General features: G+C 61.5%; 15 protein-coding genes. 6 read left to right on the forward strand and 9 right to left on the reverse strand.

Going from position 1 to position 15,951, the window contains the following annotated elements; all coding sequences use genetic code 11:
• Positions 1-5 precede the first annotated feature (5 nt).
• Together EOA19_RS13660 and EOA19_RS13665 are read right to left on the reverse strand one after the other, a co-directional pair.
• The gene (locus tag EOA19_RS13660) at positions 6-944 is read right to left on the reverse strand and encodes a threonine/serine dehydratase (RefSeq protein ID WP_023809447.1); all 939 of its coding nucleotides are present in this window, start codon (positions 942-944) and stop codon (positions 6-8) included.
• Positions 934-2,001 (reverse strand): succinylglutamate desuccinylase/aspartoacylase family protein, encoded by a 1,068-nt coding sequence (locus tag EOA19_RS13665; RefSeq protein ID WP_050592648.1) that lies wholly within the window; start codon positions 1,999-2,001, stop codon positions 934-936. The genes EOA19_RS13660 and EOA19_RS13665 overlap by 11 nt, the downstream gene beginning before the upstream one ends.
• 129 nt (positions 2,002-2,130) lie before the next feature.
• On the opposite strand from EOA19_RS13665, the gene EOA19_RS13670 reads away from it, so the two are divergent.
• The 6 genes from EOA19_RS13670 (at position 2,131) to EOA19_RS13695 (ending at position 8,535) form a co-directional block, all read left to right on the forward strand.
• Complete coding sequence (locus EOA19_RS13670; protein WP_023809445.1) at positions 2,131-2,916, forward strand: IclR family transcriptional regulator; 786 nt, start codon at positions 2,131-2,133, stop codon at positions 2,914-2,916.
• A 129-nt stretch (positions 2,917-3,045) separates the two neighbouring features.
• Positions 3,046-3,795 (forward strand): GntR family transcriptional regulator, encoded by a 750-nt coding sequence (locus EOA19_RS13675; RefSeq protein WP_023809444.1) that lies wholly within the window; start codon positions 3,046-3,048, stop codon positions 3,793-3,795.
• A 46-nt stretch (positions 3,796-3,841) separates the two neighbouring features.
• On the forward strand, positions 3,842-5,410 hold the full coding sequence (locus tag EOA19_RS13680; RefSeq protein ID WP_164892924.1) for a putative N-acetylmannosamine-6-phosphate 2-epimerase: 1,569 nt from the start codon (positions 3,842-3,844) through the stop codon (positions 5,408-5,410).
• An 82-nt stretch (positions 5,411-5,492) separates the two neighbouring features.
• Positions 5,493-6,788 carry a sugar ABC transporter substrate-binding protein gene (locus EOA19_RS13685; protein ID WP_245486173.1) on the forward strand — a complete coding sequence of 432 codons (1,296 nt, stop codon included), beginning with the start codon at positions 5,493-5,495 and terminating at the stop codon, positions 6,786-6,788.
• 56 nt (positions 6,789-6,844) lie between these two features.
• Entirely contained in the window at positions 6,845-7,711 is an 867-nt protein-coding gene (locus tag EOA19_RS13690; protein ID WP_128303907.1) for a sugar ABC transporter permease, read from the forward strand.
• A gap of 2 nt (positions 7,712-7,713) precedes the next feature.
• Positions 7,714-8,535 carry a carbohydrate ABC transporter permease gene (locus EOA19_RS13695; RefSeq protein ID WP_023809440.1) on the forward strand — a complete coding sequence of 274 codons (822 nt, stop codon included), beginning with the start codon at positions 7,714-7,716 and terminating at the stop codon, positions 8,533-8,535.
• On the opposite strand, the gene EOA19_RS13700 is transcribed toward EOA19_RS13695, so the two are convergent.
• From EOA19_RS13700 to EOA19_RS13730, 7 genes are all read right to left on the reverse strand, one after another.
• Entirely contained in the window at positions 8,525-9,652 is a 1,128-nt protein-coding gene (locus EOA19_RS13700) for an NAD(P)/FAD-dependent oxidoreductase (protein WP_128303908.1), read from the reverse strand. The genes EOA19_RS13695 and EOA19_RS13700 overlap by 11 nt on opposite strands.
• Before the next feature lie 176 nt (positions 9,653-9,828).
• Positions 9,829-10,218, reverse strand: coding sequence for a hypothetical protein (locus EOA19_RS13705; protein ID WP_128303909.1), 390 nt, complete (start codon positions 10,216-10,218; stop codon positions 9,829-9,831).
• Positions 10,219-10,299: 81 nt separating this feature from the next.
• Positions 10,300-11,910 (reverse strand): GMC family oxidoreductase N-terminal domain-containing protein, encoded by a 1,611-nt coding sequence (locus tag EOA19_RS13710; RefSeq protein WP_128303910.1) that lies wholly within the window; start codon positions 11,908-11,910, stop codon positions 10,300-10,302.
• 56 nt (positions 11,911-11,966) lie between these two features.
• Positions 11,967-12,998 (reverse strand): extracellular solute-binding protein, encoded by a 1,032-nt coding sequence (locus tag EOA19_RS13715; protein ID WP_023809436.1) that lies wholly within the window; start codon positions 12,996-12,998, stop codon positions 11,967-11,969.
• A 104-nt stretch (positions 12,999-13,102) separates the two neighbouring features.
• Positions 13,103-13,891: an ABC transporter permease gene (locus EOA19_RS13720; RefSeq protein WP_128303911.1), complete on the reverse strand. Its 789-nt coding sequence runs from the start codon at positions 13,889-13,891 to the stop codon at positions 13,103-13,105.
• Positions 13,888-14,787 carry an ABC transporter permease gene (locus EOA19_RS13725; RefSeq protein ID WP_128303912.1) on the reverse strand — a complete coding sequence of 300 codons (900 nt, stop codon included), beginning with the start codon at positions 14,785-14,787 and terminating at the stop codon, positions 13,888-13,890. Before EOA19_RS13725 ends, EOA19_RS13720 begins: the two co-directional genes overlap by 4 nt.
• Positions 14,784-15,878 carry an ABC transporter ATP-binding protein gene (locus EOA19_RS13730; protein WP_128303913.1) on the reverse strand — a complete coding sequence of 365 codons (1,095 nt, stop codon included), beginning with the start codon at positions 15,876-15,878 and terminating at the stop codon, positions 14,784-14,786. Before EOA19_RS13730 ends, EOA19_RS13725 begins: the two co-directional genes overlap by 4 nt.
• Between the last annotated feature and the right edge of the window lie 73 nt (positions 15,879-15,951).

Here is a 15,951-nt window from a genome sequence, read left to right on the forward strand (position 1 = left end):
CGACCTCAGCCATTCAGGCCCTCGACACCGGCGCCGCAGACAAGTCCGGCGATGCGGGCGCCGCGCGGTGGCTTGAAAGCTCCGCTCGTCAACGCGGCCAGCGATGCCGCGCCGCTGAGGTCGGCGGCGATGCCGAATTCGAACCAGAGCAATTCAGCGGCCTTCTGCATGTCCGCATCCTCGACAAGGACGATATCGTCGACGTGCTTGGCGACGATCGCGTAGATGCTTTCATCCGTGCGGCCGCAGGCCATGGTCGCCACCTTCGTCGTTATCTCGGGCAAGCGAACGACACGGCCGGCAGCCAGGGAGGCGTGAAGGGTCGGTGAACCGGTCGGCTCGACACCGATGATCCTGGCTTCAGGTTTGACGTGCTTCAGGACTTCGGACATGCCACTGATAAGGCCGCCACCGCCGATCGCGACGATGTAGATGTCGGCATCGGGAATCTGTTCGACCATCTCCAGCGCCACGGTTCCCTGACCGGACACGATCTGCGCATCGGCGAATGGATGCATGTAGAAGGCGCCGCGCGCCTTTGCCTCGGCCGATGCCGCCTCATGCGCTTCATCCCAGACATTGCCTGCGAAGCGAACGTCAGCGCCCCATTTGCGCAGCTTTTCCGCCTTCAGCGGGCTTGCATTGTTCGGCAGGTAAATGGTGGCGGGAACGCCGGCCTGGGCAGCCACATAGGCGGTGGCCAGGCCGTGATTGCCACCGGATGCGGCGATCAGTCCGTTTTCGATCCGGCTTGGCTCGAGCGTTTTAACCCGGTTCGTGGCGCCCCGAATCTTGAAGGAGCCGCTTACCTGGAGGCATTCCAGTTTCAGATAGACATCATTTTGAAGGTTTGCGCCCGTGGCATGGTCGAGCTTGACGACCGGGGTGCGCCGTATGAAGGGGGCAATGCGCCGGGCAGCCGCAATGATGTCCTCATGGCTCATCGGTCAGTGCCTCCGGATATTCGTTGGCAAGCACGAAGCAGCAATTCCCCGGACGCACGCGGCCGGGCTGACGCTTGGCGAAAACGATGCCGTCGATGGGGTGAAGGAGATCGATGGGCGCGCGTGACGGCGTGTGGAGGAAGTGAATGCGTCCGGCAAGGTCGCCTTTGCTGACGGCACTGCCGAGCGGGCTCAAGGGCTCGAAGACACCGTCCTCCTCGGAAAGCAGATAGCCTTCGCTTCCGGGCACCTTGAGCACGCGCGCGTTGGCGCCAGGGGCGATGTCAGGCGCGCCTTTCAGGACGCCTGCATGTTTCAGCACATTGCGGATGCCCCTGCGGCAGATGGCCAGCGCATCCGGACTGACAAGGCCGCCGCCGGCCATCTCACTGCCGATAACGATCAGCCCTTGGTGGTTGGCGGACGCGGTCGAAGTCCGGGTTTCACCGAGATTGTCGACCATGACAACGGTCGGCGCCCCGAAGGCGAGCGTCGCCCTGATGTTCTTGCGATGCCCTTGCGCGGTCGGGGATGGCTCAATGATTGCGCTCGGCAAGATCATCAGGGACGAACCGCCGGAATGGAGATCCAGGAAGTAGTCGGCCTTCGGAAACAGGATGTCATGCACATAGGCCGCGATCTGGCTTGTCAGCGTGCCGTTGAAATCGCCCGGGAAACTGCGGTTGAAATTCAACCCGTCGACCGGGGAGGTGCGGGTGCCGGCCTCGACAGCCCGAATGTTGATGGCCGGAATCGCAATGATGCGACCGGCAATATCCCGTGAATCGATCTCGCGCAGAAGCTCGCCGAGCGCGATCGGCCCCTCATATTCATCGCCGTGGTTGCCGCCCTCGATCAGGACCGTCGGACCGTCTCCGTTCTTGATGACGGCGAGCGGAACGCGGACCGTGCCCCAGGCATCGTCGTGCGGCGATTGGGGCACATGGAAGAAGCCGATCTGCTTGCCCTCGCGATCGAAATCGACCGACGTGTAAACACTGTTGTTCCGGGGAGCGATGGTTGCGCGCACAGTGTTTGCAGGTCTCGGTACGGTCATCGGGTCGGCCTCGAATTCATTGTCCGGCCATCATGTCAGTTTTATATATGGTGTCAAGTTTGGATATAAAACCAATGGCAATTCCGATTTCTTATCTCTATCGTGCGCGGACCACCGGGGATTCTTCGAATGTCAGATGACGCAAAAGAGAGTGGCAAACCGACCTATTCGGCCCCGGCGCTGAGCAAGGGCCTGGATGTTCTGGAACTGCTGGCGGAAGCGCGGGCACCCTTGACGATGAAGGAGATCGCGGAAGGCCTCGGCCGTTCGAAGAATGAGATATTCCGAATGCTGATCGCGCTGCAGGAACGTCAATACATCGAGCGCAACGCCGAGACCGACGCCTATTCGTTGACCGACAAGCTTTTCAAGCTGGGGCTGCACACGCCGAGCGCTCAGGATCTCATGTCCGCCGCCATGCCCGAACTGACGCGGATTGCGGGGGACTCAAATCAGTCGCCGCACCTGGTCGTCTTCAATCACGGCTTGACCGTCGTAACCGCGGCCGTTCCCGGGGGCGAGGACATGGCGTTCACGCTACGTCTTGGATACGGCCGCCTGGCCACCGACGCGACCTCCGGCCATGTGATACTTGCCTTCCAGCCGTCAAAGGTCGCGGCGCGGATGATCGATGAAAGTGAGGCGCACTCCCCGGCGCCGCTGGATCGTGACGCGCTGGAAAAGCAGCTTCGGATCATCCGCGCGGACGGCTACTGGATGCGCGAAAGCCGCGACTTCGTCGGCATCACCGATATCTGCTGTCCGGTCATCGGACCGGACGGCAGCGCCGTCGCCTCCATTATCGTCGCCTATATCAATCGCCATACGCGTGAAAGCCGCCATGCCTTTACTCTGGAGGTCCTGCGCGCGGCCTGCGATCGCATCTCCATGAAGTTGTCACCGCGGGTTCGCTGAGGGATCGTGGTGGGCCGGGGGCGCGGACGAAGCACCGTCCGCTGGCCGTTTGCACCGGATTGGTAATACCAGTATAGGTCCAGTCAGGAATGTTCCGATCCAGGGTGCTTCTCGCGCGGAGGAAAGGCAATGACAACCGTGAACCTGATCGGGCTTGTCAGTCGGGAAATGGAAGCGACAGCGTCCGATGTGCCGCTTTACAGGCGGTTGAAATCGGCGATCGAGGCAGCGATCCGCTCCAATGCATTGAAGGCCGGCGCGGTTCTGCCAGGCGAGCGGGTTCTGGCGGAAGCCCTGTCGATCTCGCGAGTCACTGTGAGAAAGGCCCTGGCGCTGCTCGAAGAGGAAGGGCAGCTCAATCGCCGGCACGGTTCCAAAACCGAGATCGGGTCGCGGGTCGAGAAATCGCTTTCGACGCTGACGAGCTTTTCGGAGGACATTCTGGCGCGCGGCCTGAAGCCTGGATGTCTATGGCTTTCCAAGCAGATAAGCCGCCCATCCCCAGCCGAAATGATGGCCTTGGGTATTGCAGGCAATACCAATGTAGTTCGCATGCGTCGTGTGAGGACGGCCGATGGCGCGCCGATCGCCGTCGAGGTCTCGGCCGTGCCGGTTCGCTTCCTTCCTTCGCCCGAGATGGTTCAGGATTCCCTTTATGAAGCGCTTGATGCACGCGGCTTCCTGCCTCAGAGGGCAGTCCAGCGCATGCGCTCGCGCGGCGCGTCGCTGGAGGATGCGAAACATCTTCATTGCGAGCCGGGCGCACCGCTGCTGATGACCGAGCGCCGCTGCTTTCTCGCCGACGGACAAATCGTCGAATACTGCGAGACACGATACAAGGGCGACGTCTACGATTTCGTCTTCGAGCTGCAAAGATAATACCAGTTATGAACTGGTTGTAATCTGGTATTTTCCATTTATCGTGATGGCGACAGGGAGTGCCGACGTGCAGCGGGAAGACATCACCAACAGTCTCATCGTGTCCTGCCAGCCGGTTCCCGGCGGCCCGATGGATAGTGCGCAATTCGTGACAGGCTTTGCCAGGGCCGCTGTTGAAGCCGGAGCCAAGGCCCTGCGCATCGAATCCGTGTTCTATGTCGCGGCCGCACGCCTGGCCGTCCGCGTGCCGATCATCGGTATCGTCAAGCGGGATCTCACCGACAGCCCGGTGCGCATCACACCCTATCTGGCCGATATCGAGGCCTTGGCAGAGGCGGGCGCCGATATCATCGCTTTCGATGCGACGGACCGTGTCCGTCCCGTTCCTGTCGAAGCGCTTGTGAAAGCCGTCAAGGCCAGGAACAAGCTGACCATGGCCGATTGCTCTTGCCTTGACGATGCGCGCCGGGCCCTTGCCGCGGGTGTCGATTTCGTCGGCACGACGCTTTCCGGCTATGTCGGTGGGCCGGAGCCGGAGGATCCGGACATCGCCCTCATTGCTCAAATGCGAACCCTGACCCCCTACGTCATTGCTGAAGGGCGTATCCGGTCGCCTGAGCAGGCGGCTGCCGCCGCGCGCGCCGGCGCCTGTGCCGTGGTTGTCGGCTCGGCGATCACCCGTACCGAGCACGTCACCTCATGGTTCCATCAGGCGCTTTCCGACGCCTATGTGGCGAGGGGCGCGCAAACCGCCCTTGGCACAAGTGTCCTGGGCCCAACCGTTCTGGGCATCGACATCGGGGGAACCAAGACCATGGCCGCGCTGGTCAGCGGCGGCAAGGTGATCGAGGACATGATCGTGCCGACCGCGCGAGAGGCTGGACCCGACGCCTGGCTTGCATCCTTGGCGCAAAGCACGTCGGCCTGGTCGCGCCGCTTCAGTCGTATCGGCATTGCGGTGACCGGATTGGTAGAGGATGGACGCTGGTCGGCGTTGAATCCGGCGACGCTTGGCATTCCCGATGACTACCCGCTGGTCGAAAGGGCGTCCTCTGTTTTCGGCAAGCCGGTCTGTGCGGTCAACGATGCCCAGGCAGCTGCCTGGGGCGAATACAAATTCGGCGCCGGGCAAGGTCGCGACATCGTCTTTCTAACCATCTCGACCGGAATTGGCGGCGGCGTCGTTTGCAACGGCCGATTGCTGTCCGGTCTAGCCGGTCACTTCGGTCTGATCCGTGGTCTGTCTGAAGACCGGGCTCCGCTCGAAGACAGCACCTCCGGCCGCTGGATCGCTTCGGAGGCCCTCAAGGCCGGTTCCAAGGCTGACGCCGCCGATGTGTTCGGACGCGCGCTGAAGGGCGAGGACTGGGCCGGCGCCATCGTCTCGCGAAGCGCCTCGCGGGTCGCGGCGCTGTGCCGGGACATTCAGATGATGTTCGATCCGAAATCGATCGTCATCGGCGGCAGCATCGGTCTTGCAGAAGGCTATCTCGACCGGGTCCGCGCACATCTGAGCGAGGTCCCGCCGCGCCTTTCCCCCGATCTCGTGGCGGCGAAGCTCGGAGGCCACGCCGGCGTCATCGGTGTTGCCGATCTTGCCGAACGGGCAAGGTAACGGCGCGCCCGGCCATGCCATGCAAAAATCATCAAAAAAGAAGGGAACAATCATGAAATTGAGCAGGACGTCTTTTGGGCTTATGGCCACCCTCCTTGCGGGGACGGCTTTGCCGACCTCTGCCAACGCAACCGTGACCGTGCTCGGCTGGCCTGGCGGCTCCGAGGAAACCGCACTGCGGGCAACCGTGGAAACCTACAACAAGCAGGCCAGTGATGCCGACAAGGTGGAGTTGCTGTTCTTCAACCGCGAAGGCTTTTACGACAAGCTGCAGGCCGACATGGCGGCCGGATCCAGTGCCTTCGACGTGAACCTCGTCGCCACCTACTCGCTCGGTCGCTACGCGCCCTATATGGAGCCGATCGATCTTGGCGCGGACGCGGCCAAGGTTTTCGGCGAATCCGTTCTCAAGACGATGCAGTTCGACGGCAAGCAATACGGCGTGCCGACAGACCTTTCGTTGCACTTCATGTACTACCGCAAGGATCTCATCGACGCCTTGATCAGGGATGACGCCGCCAGGAAGACCTATGGTGAAATCGCCCAGAAGTATCTCGGCAAGCCGCTGCAGCCGAAAGACCCGGACAGCTGGACCTGGGACGACTGGGGGGCCACCGCCCTCTATTTCACCAAGCGGGTGAACCCCGACAGCCCGGTGCGCTACGGCACGGTCCTGCAGATGAAGAACCTGCTGTTCAACATGATGGTCTTCCAGTCGCTGCCGCGCTCCTACGGCGGCGACTGGATGGACAAGGACGGCAATGTCACGGTGGATTCCGATGCCTACAGGACAGGCCTCGAGCTCTACAAGAAGCTCTATGATGCCGGGTCGTCGCCCAAGGATTCGCTGAGCTACGAATATGCGGAAACCAACGCGGCCTTCGCATCCGGCCAGGCCGCGACAGCGCTCCAGTGGAACGCCGCGGCGGCGGATCTGACCAGCACCGAAAAATCCCCGGCCGTCGCCGAGGTGACCGGGATCATCGCGCCGCCGGCAGGTCCCGACGGACGCGCCGATCATATCCACGGCCTTGGTTTGGGCCTCAACAAGAACGCCAAGAACAAGGAAGGCGCCGTCAAGTTCCTGAAGTGGCTCGCCACCGAGGATGCGGCCTTGCTCTATGCGCGCAGCGGCGGTTCGCCGGCATTGTCTCCCGATGTCGTCGGCAAGGTTGCGAAGGAACGTCCCGACCTCGTCAAGCTCGGCGAATTCGCCAGCAAGTACGGCTATGTCATGACCGGAGCGACGTCCGCGAGTGCGCTCCCGGTTTATGAGCTGCAGGCAAAGGAGTTCACCGGCTACTGGTCCGGCCAGCAGAGCCTCGAGGATGCGCTCGCCCACACCAAGGCGGGCATGCAGGACCTTCTGAAGAAATAAATTATTGGCCGGACGCCGGGCCGAGGCCCGGTATCCGGCGCGTTTGGCGGATCGACATGGCCCTTGTGACACGTGCCGAAGGCAGGAAGTATCTGACGCCGCTGGTCGGCTTCCTGCTTCTGTTTCTCGGCTTTCCGGCGATCGTCAATCTGATCTATTCCGTTTCGACCGTCACATTCGAGACGTTGCGCAGTCCGGTGTTGAGCGGTTTCGGTAACTATGTCGCGGTGTTGAACGACCGCGAATTCTGGAGCTCGGCCTGGTTCTCTCTGCGCTTCGGTATTCTTACCGCATCGGCGGAATGTCTGATCGGCCTTTTCCTTGCCATCTTCCTGGCGCCGCTTCTGAGCAAGCGTCCAGTCCTGATGGCGCCGTTGATGCTGCCGCTGATGGTCGCGCCGGCCATGGTCGGTCTCATGTACCGGCTGGTGCTGCATGAATTCGCGGGCCCCGTCCCCTACTATCTCTTCGAATGGTTCGGCGACAGCCCGGCCTTCCTCGACATCGACAATGCCTTCCGCACCCTTGTCGTCGTGGAGACGCTGCAATGGACGCCTTTCGCCTTCCTGCTCTTCTACATGGCCTATTCGGCCATACCGCTCGACGTGCGCGAAGCCTCCTCGCTCGATGGCGCATCACCGTTTGAGATCGTCCGCTGGATCGACCTGCCGTTGATGAAGCCGACGCTGGTCATCGCGTTTTTCATCCGTTTCATCGACGGTTTCAGGGTGTTCGACAATGTCTTCGCACTGACCGGCAGTGGCGCTGGCGGTTCAACGACGTCCTTGTCGATCTACATCTATCAGGCTTTCTTCAAGGAAGGGGCTATCGGCAAGGCGGTCGCCGCCTCGGTTGTGCTGTTCCTGGCTTCGTTCATCGTTCTCCACGGCCTTAACCGGCTTGCCGGCCGCAGGAAGCTTTGACGATGGTCAGGGCACTGCGCTGGATCGTTTTTGCCATCGCCGTGCTGGCGATGAATTTCCCCATTATCGTGACGCTGATCACATCGCTCAAAAGCCAGCGCGAGCTTTCGACGAACCCCGGTTTGTGGATCAGCCAGCCGACGCTCGACAACTATCTGGAGGTCCTGACGCAGACCAGCCGCTTCAACATCTATGCCTATCTGCTGAACAGCACCGTGGCGGCGCTGATTGGAACCGGCCTTGCGATCGCGCTCGCGTTCCCGGCTGCCTATGCGATCGCGCGTAGCGAGGCGGGAAAGCGCTTGGTCCTGCCGATCGTCATCAACCTTCGCGCCGTGCCGCTGATCATCTTCGCGATCCCGCTTTACATGATGTACCAGTGGCTGGGCCTGCTCGATACGCGGATCGGGCTCGGGCTCATCCTGACCATCGTCAACGCGCCGCTTGCGCTCGTCATCCTGGTGAACGCGATTTCAGATGTACCGGTCGAACTCGACGAGGCGGCGAAAGTCGATGGCGCAAGTTCCTTGCAGGTGATGATGATGATCGTCCGGCCCGTCATCCGACCGGCGCTCGTCACAACCTTCATTTTCGGCTTCATCACTGCCTGGAACGAGTTCCTCTTCGGCCTCATGCTGACAACCAGCCGTGCCGTCCCGATGACGGTCGGCGCATCGTTTTTTTTCGCCGCAAGCGGCGGCGGCGTAAAATGGGGAACCGCTTCCGCGGTCATGATGCTGGGCGCCTTGCCGCCGGCCTTGCTGGGTCTTGTGATGTATCGGCAGATATCAGGATCCATGACCGCTGGAGCGGTCAAAGGCTAAGGCAAGACGAGTTCGTCGTTCTGACTAGTTGGACAACCCTATCCGACAGGGCGAGCGCACTTGTCAGGCCAGGTGACTCGATTCCGAAAAGACTGATCAGCCGTCCGGACGAATCTGCCAGAATGTCGAAATCGCCGAACTGCAACCCGTTCGTTTTAGGCCGCAGCCCGCAATAGCTCGGCTCCAGTTCCCCGTCCCTCAGCCCCGGCCAATAGCGTCGGATGGCCGCGTAAAATGGCGTGGCCCGAGTTGGGTCGACCGCGTAGCCGACCTCATCGACGGGCTCGACGTCCGGCCCGAAACGAACCGATCCGCCCATATCCAGCGTCAGGTGAACTCCGAGGCCGCCTGGTTCCGGAACCGGATAAACAAGATGGTTGAAGGACGGGCGGCGTCCAAGCGCAAAATAATTGCCTTTGACGTAGGTGACATCTGGGATTTTGCCGCCATGCCCGCCCGCGAGGCTTCGGGCAACGAGATGGGCTGACAATCCGGCCGCATTGATGACCAGATTTGCGGCGATCCTATAGCCTTCCATATCGCCGCCAAACTGGAGCTCGCAGCCCGTTTCGTCGACGCTCCCGCCGAGAACCGGCGCGCGAAACGCAAAGGTGGCACCGGCATTCTCGGCATCGCCCTGTAGCCCCAGCATCAGCGCGCGGCTGTCGACGATCCCCGTGCTTGGGGACAAAAGCGCGCCGGCAACGTCCAGTTCAGGCTCAAGGCGTTCCACATCCGAGCGGCTGAGCATCTCCAGGTCTGCAACACCATTGTCCGCAGCCTTGGTCCGGATCCCCTCCAGAATCGGCAATTCCGCGTCGCTGGCGGCGACGATCAGCTTGCCGATGCGTTTGTGCGGAATCCCGCGCGCTTCGCAATAGCGGTAAAGCGCGTTCTTTCCTTCGACGCATAGCTGCGCTTTCAGGCTGCCCTTCGGATAGTAGATGCCGGCATGGATGACCTCGCTGTTGCGGCTCGACGTGCCCAGCCCGGGGCTGTCCTCGGCCTCCACGACAAGAACTTCGCGTCCATCGAGCGCCAGCTGCCGCGCAATCGCCAGGCCGACGACGCCGGCGCCGATGACGATGCAATCGACTTTCTCGTCGGGGACCTCCATCGTCAGTCGCCAGACCCTAGGGAACAATGCAGGACGTGCAAGCAGGCCTCACCAGAATTGCGGACCCACCGAAGGCGCCGCCAGCATGAGATGTCACCACAAGCATGACATGTCACTCCACCGCCGAGCAAATAGAACGAGATGTTCAGACCGATGCCGTTCATCGGCTGCTGGGTTCAATTCAAACTTGCGTTGTGTGGCGCACGCAGCGCAATTTGTTTGCGTCCCGTTGCATTGATGCCAACCGCGATCTCGGCGGCCCTGCCAAGGTCGTGCTTCAGAACCCGGACGCGCGGCGAAAGTTCATCGTCTTTCTGCAAGGGCAACTCGGCATCTCCGCGCAGGAGGCGGATACGATGCTGGAGCACTGCGCCAACTCCTTCGTCGGCATCTTCACGACCTTCGACCGTCGGTTTCGCCAGCGGTTCGCGAAGGCCGACATCGAAAGGCTGCTGCGCGAGATCAACGGCGAGGCGGATGAGCGGGACGATCAAGCCGCTTGAATTCGATGGCGCGTGCCCGCCGCAGCCCAGCTGCAAAAGGTAGCGGTTCAATGTTTGATTCACTGAACCGCTCCAACTTATTGTTTTTGCGCGGCTACTGAAGGAAGGCCGCTGTACGCCTTTCCTGGAGTTGCGCTACAGAAATTATCCCCGGCCCAGGATCATCTCCGCTGCCCGCTGCCCGATCATCATGCTGGGGGCATTGGTGTTGCCGCCGATCAGCTTCGGCATCACGGACGCATCCGCGACCCGCAAGCCACCGATGCCGCGCACCTTGAGCGTTGCCGGGTCGACGACGGCCATCGCGTCGGTCCCCATCTTGCACGTCCCCACCGGATGATAGACGGTGAGCGCTTCGGCACGCAAATAGGCGAGGATCTCGTCATCGCTGCGAACATCCTTGCCCGGCAGCATCTCCGTCCCCCTGATCGGGTCGAACTCGGATGCGGCAAAGATTTGACGCGCGATCTTGATGCCTTCGACCAACACCCTGGCATCCTCGTCGTTCGAGAAGAAGCGATGATCGATCAGCACATCCCGCTTCGATGCCTGGCCTGACAGTTTGAGTTCGCCGACGCTTTTGGGCCTGAGCACGCAGGTGTGGATTGCGTAGCCATGGCCGTACTCCACCAGCTTGCCGCGATGGCTGCGATAGCCGGGCACGAAGTGGAACTGGATGTCGGGAATGCCGTTCGCATATTTCGTCCGGGCAAAGCCGCCGGCTTCGACATAGTTGGTGGTGAGCATGCCCTTGCGGCCGGCAAAGTACCGGAAAGGCGCAGCCAGCACGCGGGGCAAGTTGGGCAGCGACAGGCCGAGCGTCTTCGTGCTCGAGGAGCGGACCGTGATCATGCCGTCGATATGGTCCTGAAGGTTCTTGCCCACGCCCGGCAGATCGACAACCGGCTTTATGCCGATCGCCTGCAACTCGGCGGCTGCGCCGATGCCGGACGCCAGCAGGATCTTCGGTGAATTGATGGCCCCGGCCGAAAGCACGATTTCGCGGCGGGCCGACAGCGTCTTCTGCTCGCCCTTGTGCCGCACCCGTACCCCTGTCGCGCGCCCCTGGGCTATATCGAGGTCGATCACTTCGCATTCGCTGAGGATTGTGAGATTCTTGCGATCGAGCACCGGGCGCATGAAGGCGGTGAAACTGCTGAAGCGCTGGCCGCGATCCTGGGTGACATTGTAGATGCCGAGGCCGAACTGGCTTTCGGCATTGAAGTCGCTGTTGGCCGGAAGACCGGCATTGTTGCCGGCCTTGACGAACATCGACGACAGCACATTCGGATCGCGCGGCTTGTCGACCAGCAGTTCCCCGCCTGTACCGTGGTAGTGCGGGTCTTGGCCAAGCAGGTTGCGCTCGAGCTTCTTGAAGACGGGAAGCACGTCGCTGAATGCCCAGCCTGCGCAGCCGAGTCGCGACCACTCGTCATAGTCCTGCGCGGCGCCCCTGATGTAGACCATCGAGTTGATCGAACTGGAGCCGCCCAATGCCTTGCCGCGATTGACCGGAATCCTACGGCCCTTGAGGTTGGGCTGAGGCACGCCGACATAGCAGTAGTCATAGTTCGGATTGCCGTAGAGCGAGAGGATGCCGGCAGGCACCTTGACCCGCAGGCCGCTGTCGCTGCCGCCGGCTTCGATCAGGCACACTTTGTGGGACGGGTTGGCGCTCAGGCGATTGGCAAGGACGCAACCGGCCGAGCCTGCGCCGATGACGATGTAGTCGTAGTCAAGATTTTCGGTCTGCATGGCCAGCCCCTTTGAGAATGGAGATGCCGGGGCGGCGCGCGCCCCGGCTGAGCGGCTCACTGCAGAAGCTGCGTCCAGACCTTGGTGACGAGTTCCTGCGCCGCCGGCGAGCAGGCCTGGCCCATCTTGACGGGAACGGTCGGGAACAGCTCCGGAGCGTTCTCCTTGTTGTAGAGCGCCTTGCTCTCGTCGATCTTCACCGGCGAAGAGTGGCCGTAATAATTGTACTGCGCCGTCGCGTTGTCGATCTGGGTCATGAAATCGATGAACTTCTTGGCGTTCTCGATATTGGCCGCGCCCTTCGGCACGACATAGGAATCCAGCCAGCCGACCAGACCTTCTTTCGGCATCGCGTATTCGACATTGGCCTTGTCGTTGCGGCGAAGCCTCATGGTGTTGCCGTCCCACCAGAAATGGGCGGCAACCTCGCCGCTGCCGATGCGGTTTTCGATGTTGTCGCTGGAATAGGCCGCCACGAATGGCTTCTGCGCCAGCAAGAGGTCGAGCACGCGCTTCATCTCCTGCGGGTCTTCGCTGCAATATTTGATGCCGAGATAGTTTTCCGCTGCCGGAATGACTTCGTCGGGCTGCGCCAGGCTGGCGATCTTGCCGCGCAGCTCCGCCGGTGGCTCGAAATAGGTCTTCCAGCTGTCGACCGGGCCTTTGTAGAGGTCGCGGTTGACGGTGTAGCCGGCATTGCCGAAGGCGAGCGGGATCGAATGATTGCCTGTCGCATCCCACCACGGTTTCTGCCAATCCGGCAGGACTTGGCTGTAGGCAGCCATCGAGCTGGCGCCGAAATCCTCGAGCAGCCCGCTATCGATCATGATCTTCACGAAGTGCTGCGAAGGCGTGACGATGTCGTAGCCCGACGAGCCGGCCTGCAGCTTGGTCAGCAGGTCCTCGTTGGATGAGAAGGCGTCGACCGTGACCTTTATGCCGGTTTCCTTCTCGAATTTCGTGACCATCTCGGGCGAGATGGAATCCGCCCATGCGTAGATGGCCAGGCTGCCCTCGGCGAGAGCGGGCACGCTAAAGGCGAGGCTCATGGCACCGGCCATGGCGAGCGCTGCAATTTTGGTCGTCATGTCATTCCCCTGTTTGTTGTTCTCCCAGGGGCGACGATAACAAACCGTCGGGTTCGATAAATTCGATTTGCCCGATGCCTTGATTAGGAAAAACTACGCCGCTGCTACTGCCGTCGCTGAAGCAGGAAGGCCACGGTCGCCAGCACCACCGAAACAATCATGATCAAGGTCGAGATTGCGTTGAGCTGCGGCGACACGCCCTGCTTGATCAGCGAGAAAATGTAGACCGGCAGCGTGGTGGCGCCGCCGGAATTCAACAGGTTGCTGGTGATGAAATCATCCATCGAGATGACGAAGGCGAGCATGGCGCCGGCGAACACACCGGGCAGGATGAGCGGCAGCGTGACGCGACGAAAGGCGACCCAGCCGGTGGCATAGAGATCGCGGGCCGCTTCCTCCAGATCGAGGTCCATCCCTTGTAGGCGCGCGCGTATCGGCAGGAAGGCGAACGGGATGCAGAAAGTGGTGTGGGCGATCATCAGCTTCACCATTCCGTTGGCGAGCCCGATCTCGGAGAAGAGGATCAGGACGGCGACAGCAACGACGATTTCGGGCAGGAGCAGCGGCAGGTTCACCACCGCTTCGGAGATCCGGCGGAACCGGACATCGCGGCCGCGCACCAGTACCAATGCCGCCATCAACGCGACAAGCGTCGAGGCGACTGTAGCGACCGCGGCAACGAGCAGGGAGGTCTTCACCGCCGTCATCAGGTTCGCGTTGGACAAAGCGGTGGCGTACCAGTGCAATGAGAAGCCGCCCCAATTGGAGACGATCCGGTTCGCATTGAAAGAGTAGAACACCACGACGGCGATGGGCAAATAGAGATAGGCGAAGAAGATCGCGCTGAAGAGACCGAAGCCCGGATAGCGCCTGACATCATCGTCCGCGTTCATGCCGCACGCTCCAGGCCTTCGGTGCGCATCGAGCGCAGACCCTGGAAAATCAGGAAGACCATGACCGCGGCCATCAGCACGATGGCGATGGCGGCGCCGAGCGGCCAGTTGCGGGCGCCACCGAACTGCAGCTGGATGAGATTGCCCATCATCATGGTCTTGCCGCCGCCGAGCAGGGTCGGCTCCAGGACCGCGCCGAGGCTTGGAACGAACACCAGGATCGCGCCGGCGATCATGCCGGGCCGGGTGAGGGGCAGGATAACGCGGCGCAATGTGGTGAGGCGGTTGCCATAGAGATCATGCGACGCCTCGATGAGCGCAGGGTCGAGCTTTTCGATCGAGGCGAAGATCGGCAGGATCATCAGCGGAATGTAGCTGTAGACGAGACCGAGCAGCATGGCGGTGTTGCCGAACAGCAGCGAGTCCATGTTGTCGATGAGGCCGAGACCGCGAAGGGTCTTTTCGACGACACCATCCTTGCCAAGGATGATGATCCAGGAATAGACGCGCACGATCATCGAAACCCAGAATGGCAGCGTGACGAGATAGATCAGCAGCACTTTGATCGCCGGCTGCTGCAGCGCGATGAAATAGGCGACCGGGAAGCTCAGAAGCAGGCAGATCGATGTTGTCACGGCCGACAGGACCAGCGTCCTGGCAACGACGATGAGATATTGCGGATTGAACTCCAGCTCGCCGGTCCAGCCTTCGTTGAACAGCAGCTGCTTGTAGGGCGCGGTGGTGAACACATATTCGAACCCGCCGTAAGGTCCGCGCGTCGAGAACGACACCACGATGATGATACCGATCGGGATGATCAGCGTCAGCAGCATGATGAGATGGGCCGGCAGCAGGCCGAGGACATTCCAGTCAGGACTTTTTGTGGGTGCCTTCATGCGCCGAGGATCCGCACGGATTCGACGGCAAAGCCAACTTTTACCGATTGCCCGATTTCGAACATCTGGCCGCGGCTGACGCTGTTGCGCTTGGAGATGCGCAGCTTGGTGCCGCCCGCTTCAATCAGATAGTATGTGTAGCCGCCGAGGTAGTTGGTGCTCATGATCGTGCCGTCGATAGCGATCGGGTTGTCCTGGGCGGGCAGGCTGATTTTCTCCGGACGTATCGAGATGAAGGCCTTCTGGCCGGCGACCGCTTTCTTGTGAGAGGCCGTCAAGGTCATGCCGAGCTGCGTTTTCACGGTTGCCTGCTCGCCGTCCACGGCAATCACGTCAGCATCGAGGAAGTTGGTCTCGCCGATGAAATCGGCGACGAAGCGGTTCGACGGCTCCTCGTAGATCGCCGCGGGTGTGCCAAGCTGCTGGATCTCGCCATCACCGAGAACGCAGATGCGATCCGACATGTCGAGCGCTTCTTCCTGGTCGTGGGTGACGAAGACGAAGGTGATGCCGGTCTTGCGCTGCAGGATGCGCAGTTCGTCGCGCATGGCCTGGCGCAGCTTCAGGTCGAGTGCCGAGAGCGGTTCGTCGAGCAGCAGCACTTCCGGTTCTGGCGCCAAGGCACGGGCGAGCGCCACGCGCTGGCGCTGGCCGCCCGACAATTGCTGCGGCTTGCGCCCGGCAAAGGCCTCCATATGGACGAGACGAAGCATATCGGCGACGCGCGTATCGCGGCGGTCCTTTGACCAGCCGAGGTTTTCGAGCCCGAAGCCGATGTTCTGTTCGACGCTCATATGCGGAAACAGGGCGTAGCTCTGGAAGACGGTGTTGACCCGCCGCCTATGAGGGGGGAGTCCCTGTATGTCCGAGCCGTGCAGGAAAATCTGCCCCGCCGTCGGCTGCTCGAAACCGGCGATCATGCGCAGCAGGGTGGTCTTGCCGCAGCCGCTCGGGCCGAGCAGCGTGAAGAACTCGTTGTCGTAGATGTCGAAGGAAACAGGCTTCAGCGCCTGATAGGTGCCGAACACCTTGGAGACGCCCTTGATCTCGACGGCCTTTCGAGGTGCGCCGTGGCCGGCCTCGTCATTCATGGTCAGGCGCTCCGGTCAGGACTTTTTGCGAGCTCGGTGATGAAGGTGATCGACGCCGCGCCACGGAGAACGG

Source organism: Mesorhizobium sp. M7A.F.Ca.US.010.02.1.1 (genome assembly GCF_004023085.1).
Classification (GTDB): domain Bacteria; phylum Pseudomonadota; class Alphaproteobacteria; order Rhizobiales; family Rhizobiaceae; genus Mesorhizobium.

Bases quoted from the DNA above. Each gene is read 5' to 3' on its own strand.
- EOA19_RS13660 (WP_023809447.1), bottom strand. From the start codon at position 944: ATGAGCCATGAGGACATCATTGCGGCTGCCCGGCGCATTGCCCCCTTC.
- EOA19_RS13665 (WP_050592648.1), bottom strand. From the start codon at position 2,001: ATGACCGTACCGAGACCTGCAAACACTGTGCGCGCAACCATCGCTCCC.
- EOA19_RS13670 (WP_023809445.1), top strand. From the start codon at position 2,131: ATGTCAGATGACGCAAAAGAGAGTGGCAAACCGACCTATTCGGCCCCG.
- EOA19_RS13675 (WP_023809444.1), top strand. From the start codon at position 3,046: ATGACAACCGTGAACCTGATCGGGCTTGTCAGTCGGGAAATGGAAGCG.
- EOA19_RS13680 (WP_164892924.1), top strand. From the start codon at position 3,842: ATGGCGACAGGGAGTGCCGACGTGCAGCGGGAAGACATCACCAACAGT.
- EOA19_RS13685 (WP_245486173.1), top strand. From the start codon at position 5,493: ATGGCCACCCTCCTTGCGGGGACGGCTTTGCCGACCTCTGCCAACGCA.
- EOA19_RS13690 (WP_128303907.1), top strand. From the start codon at position 6,845: ATGGCCCTTGTGACACGTGCCGAAGGCAGGAAGTATCTGACGCCGCTG.
- EOA19_RS13695 (WP_023809440.1), top strand. From the start codon at position 7,714: ATGGTCAGGGCACTGCGCTGGATCGTTTTTGCCATCGCCGTGCTGGCG.
- EOA19_RS13700 (WP_128303908.1), bottom strand. From the start codon at position 9,652: ATGGAGGTCCCCGACGAGAAAGTCGATTGCATCGTCATCGGCGCCGGC.
- EOA19_RS13710 (WP_128303910.1), bottom strand. From the start codon at position 11,910: ATGCAGACCGAAAATCTTGACTACGACTACATCGTCATCGGCGCAGGC.
- EOA19_RS13715 (WP_023809436.1), bottom strand. From the start codon at position 12,998: ATGACGACCAAAATTGCAGCGCTCGCCATGGCCGGTGCCATGAGCCTC.
- EOA19_RS13720 (WP_128303911.1), bottom strand. From the start codon at position 13,891: ATGAACGCGGACGATGATGTCAGGCGCTATCCGGGCTTCGGTCTCTTC.
- EOA19_RS13725 (WP_128303912.1), bottom strand. From the start codon at position 14,787: ATGAAGGCACCCACAAAAAGTCCTGACTGGAATGTCCTCGGCCTGCTG.
- EOA19_RS13730 (WP_128303913.1), bottom strand. From the start codon at position 15,878: ATGAATGACGAGGCCGGCCACGGCGCACCTCGAAAGGCCGTCGAGATC.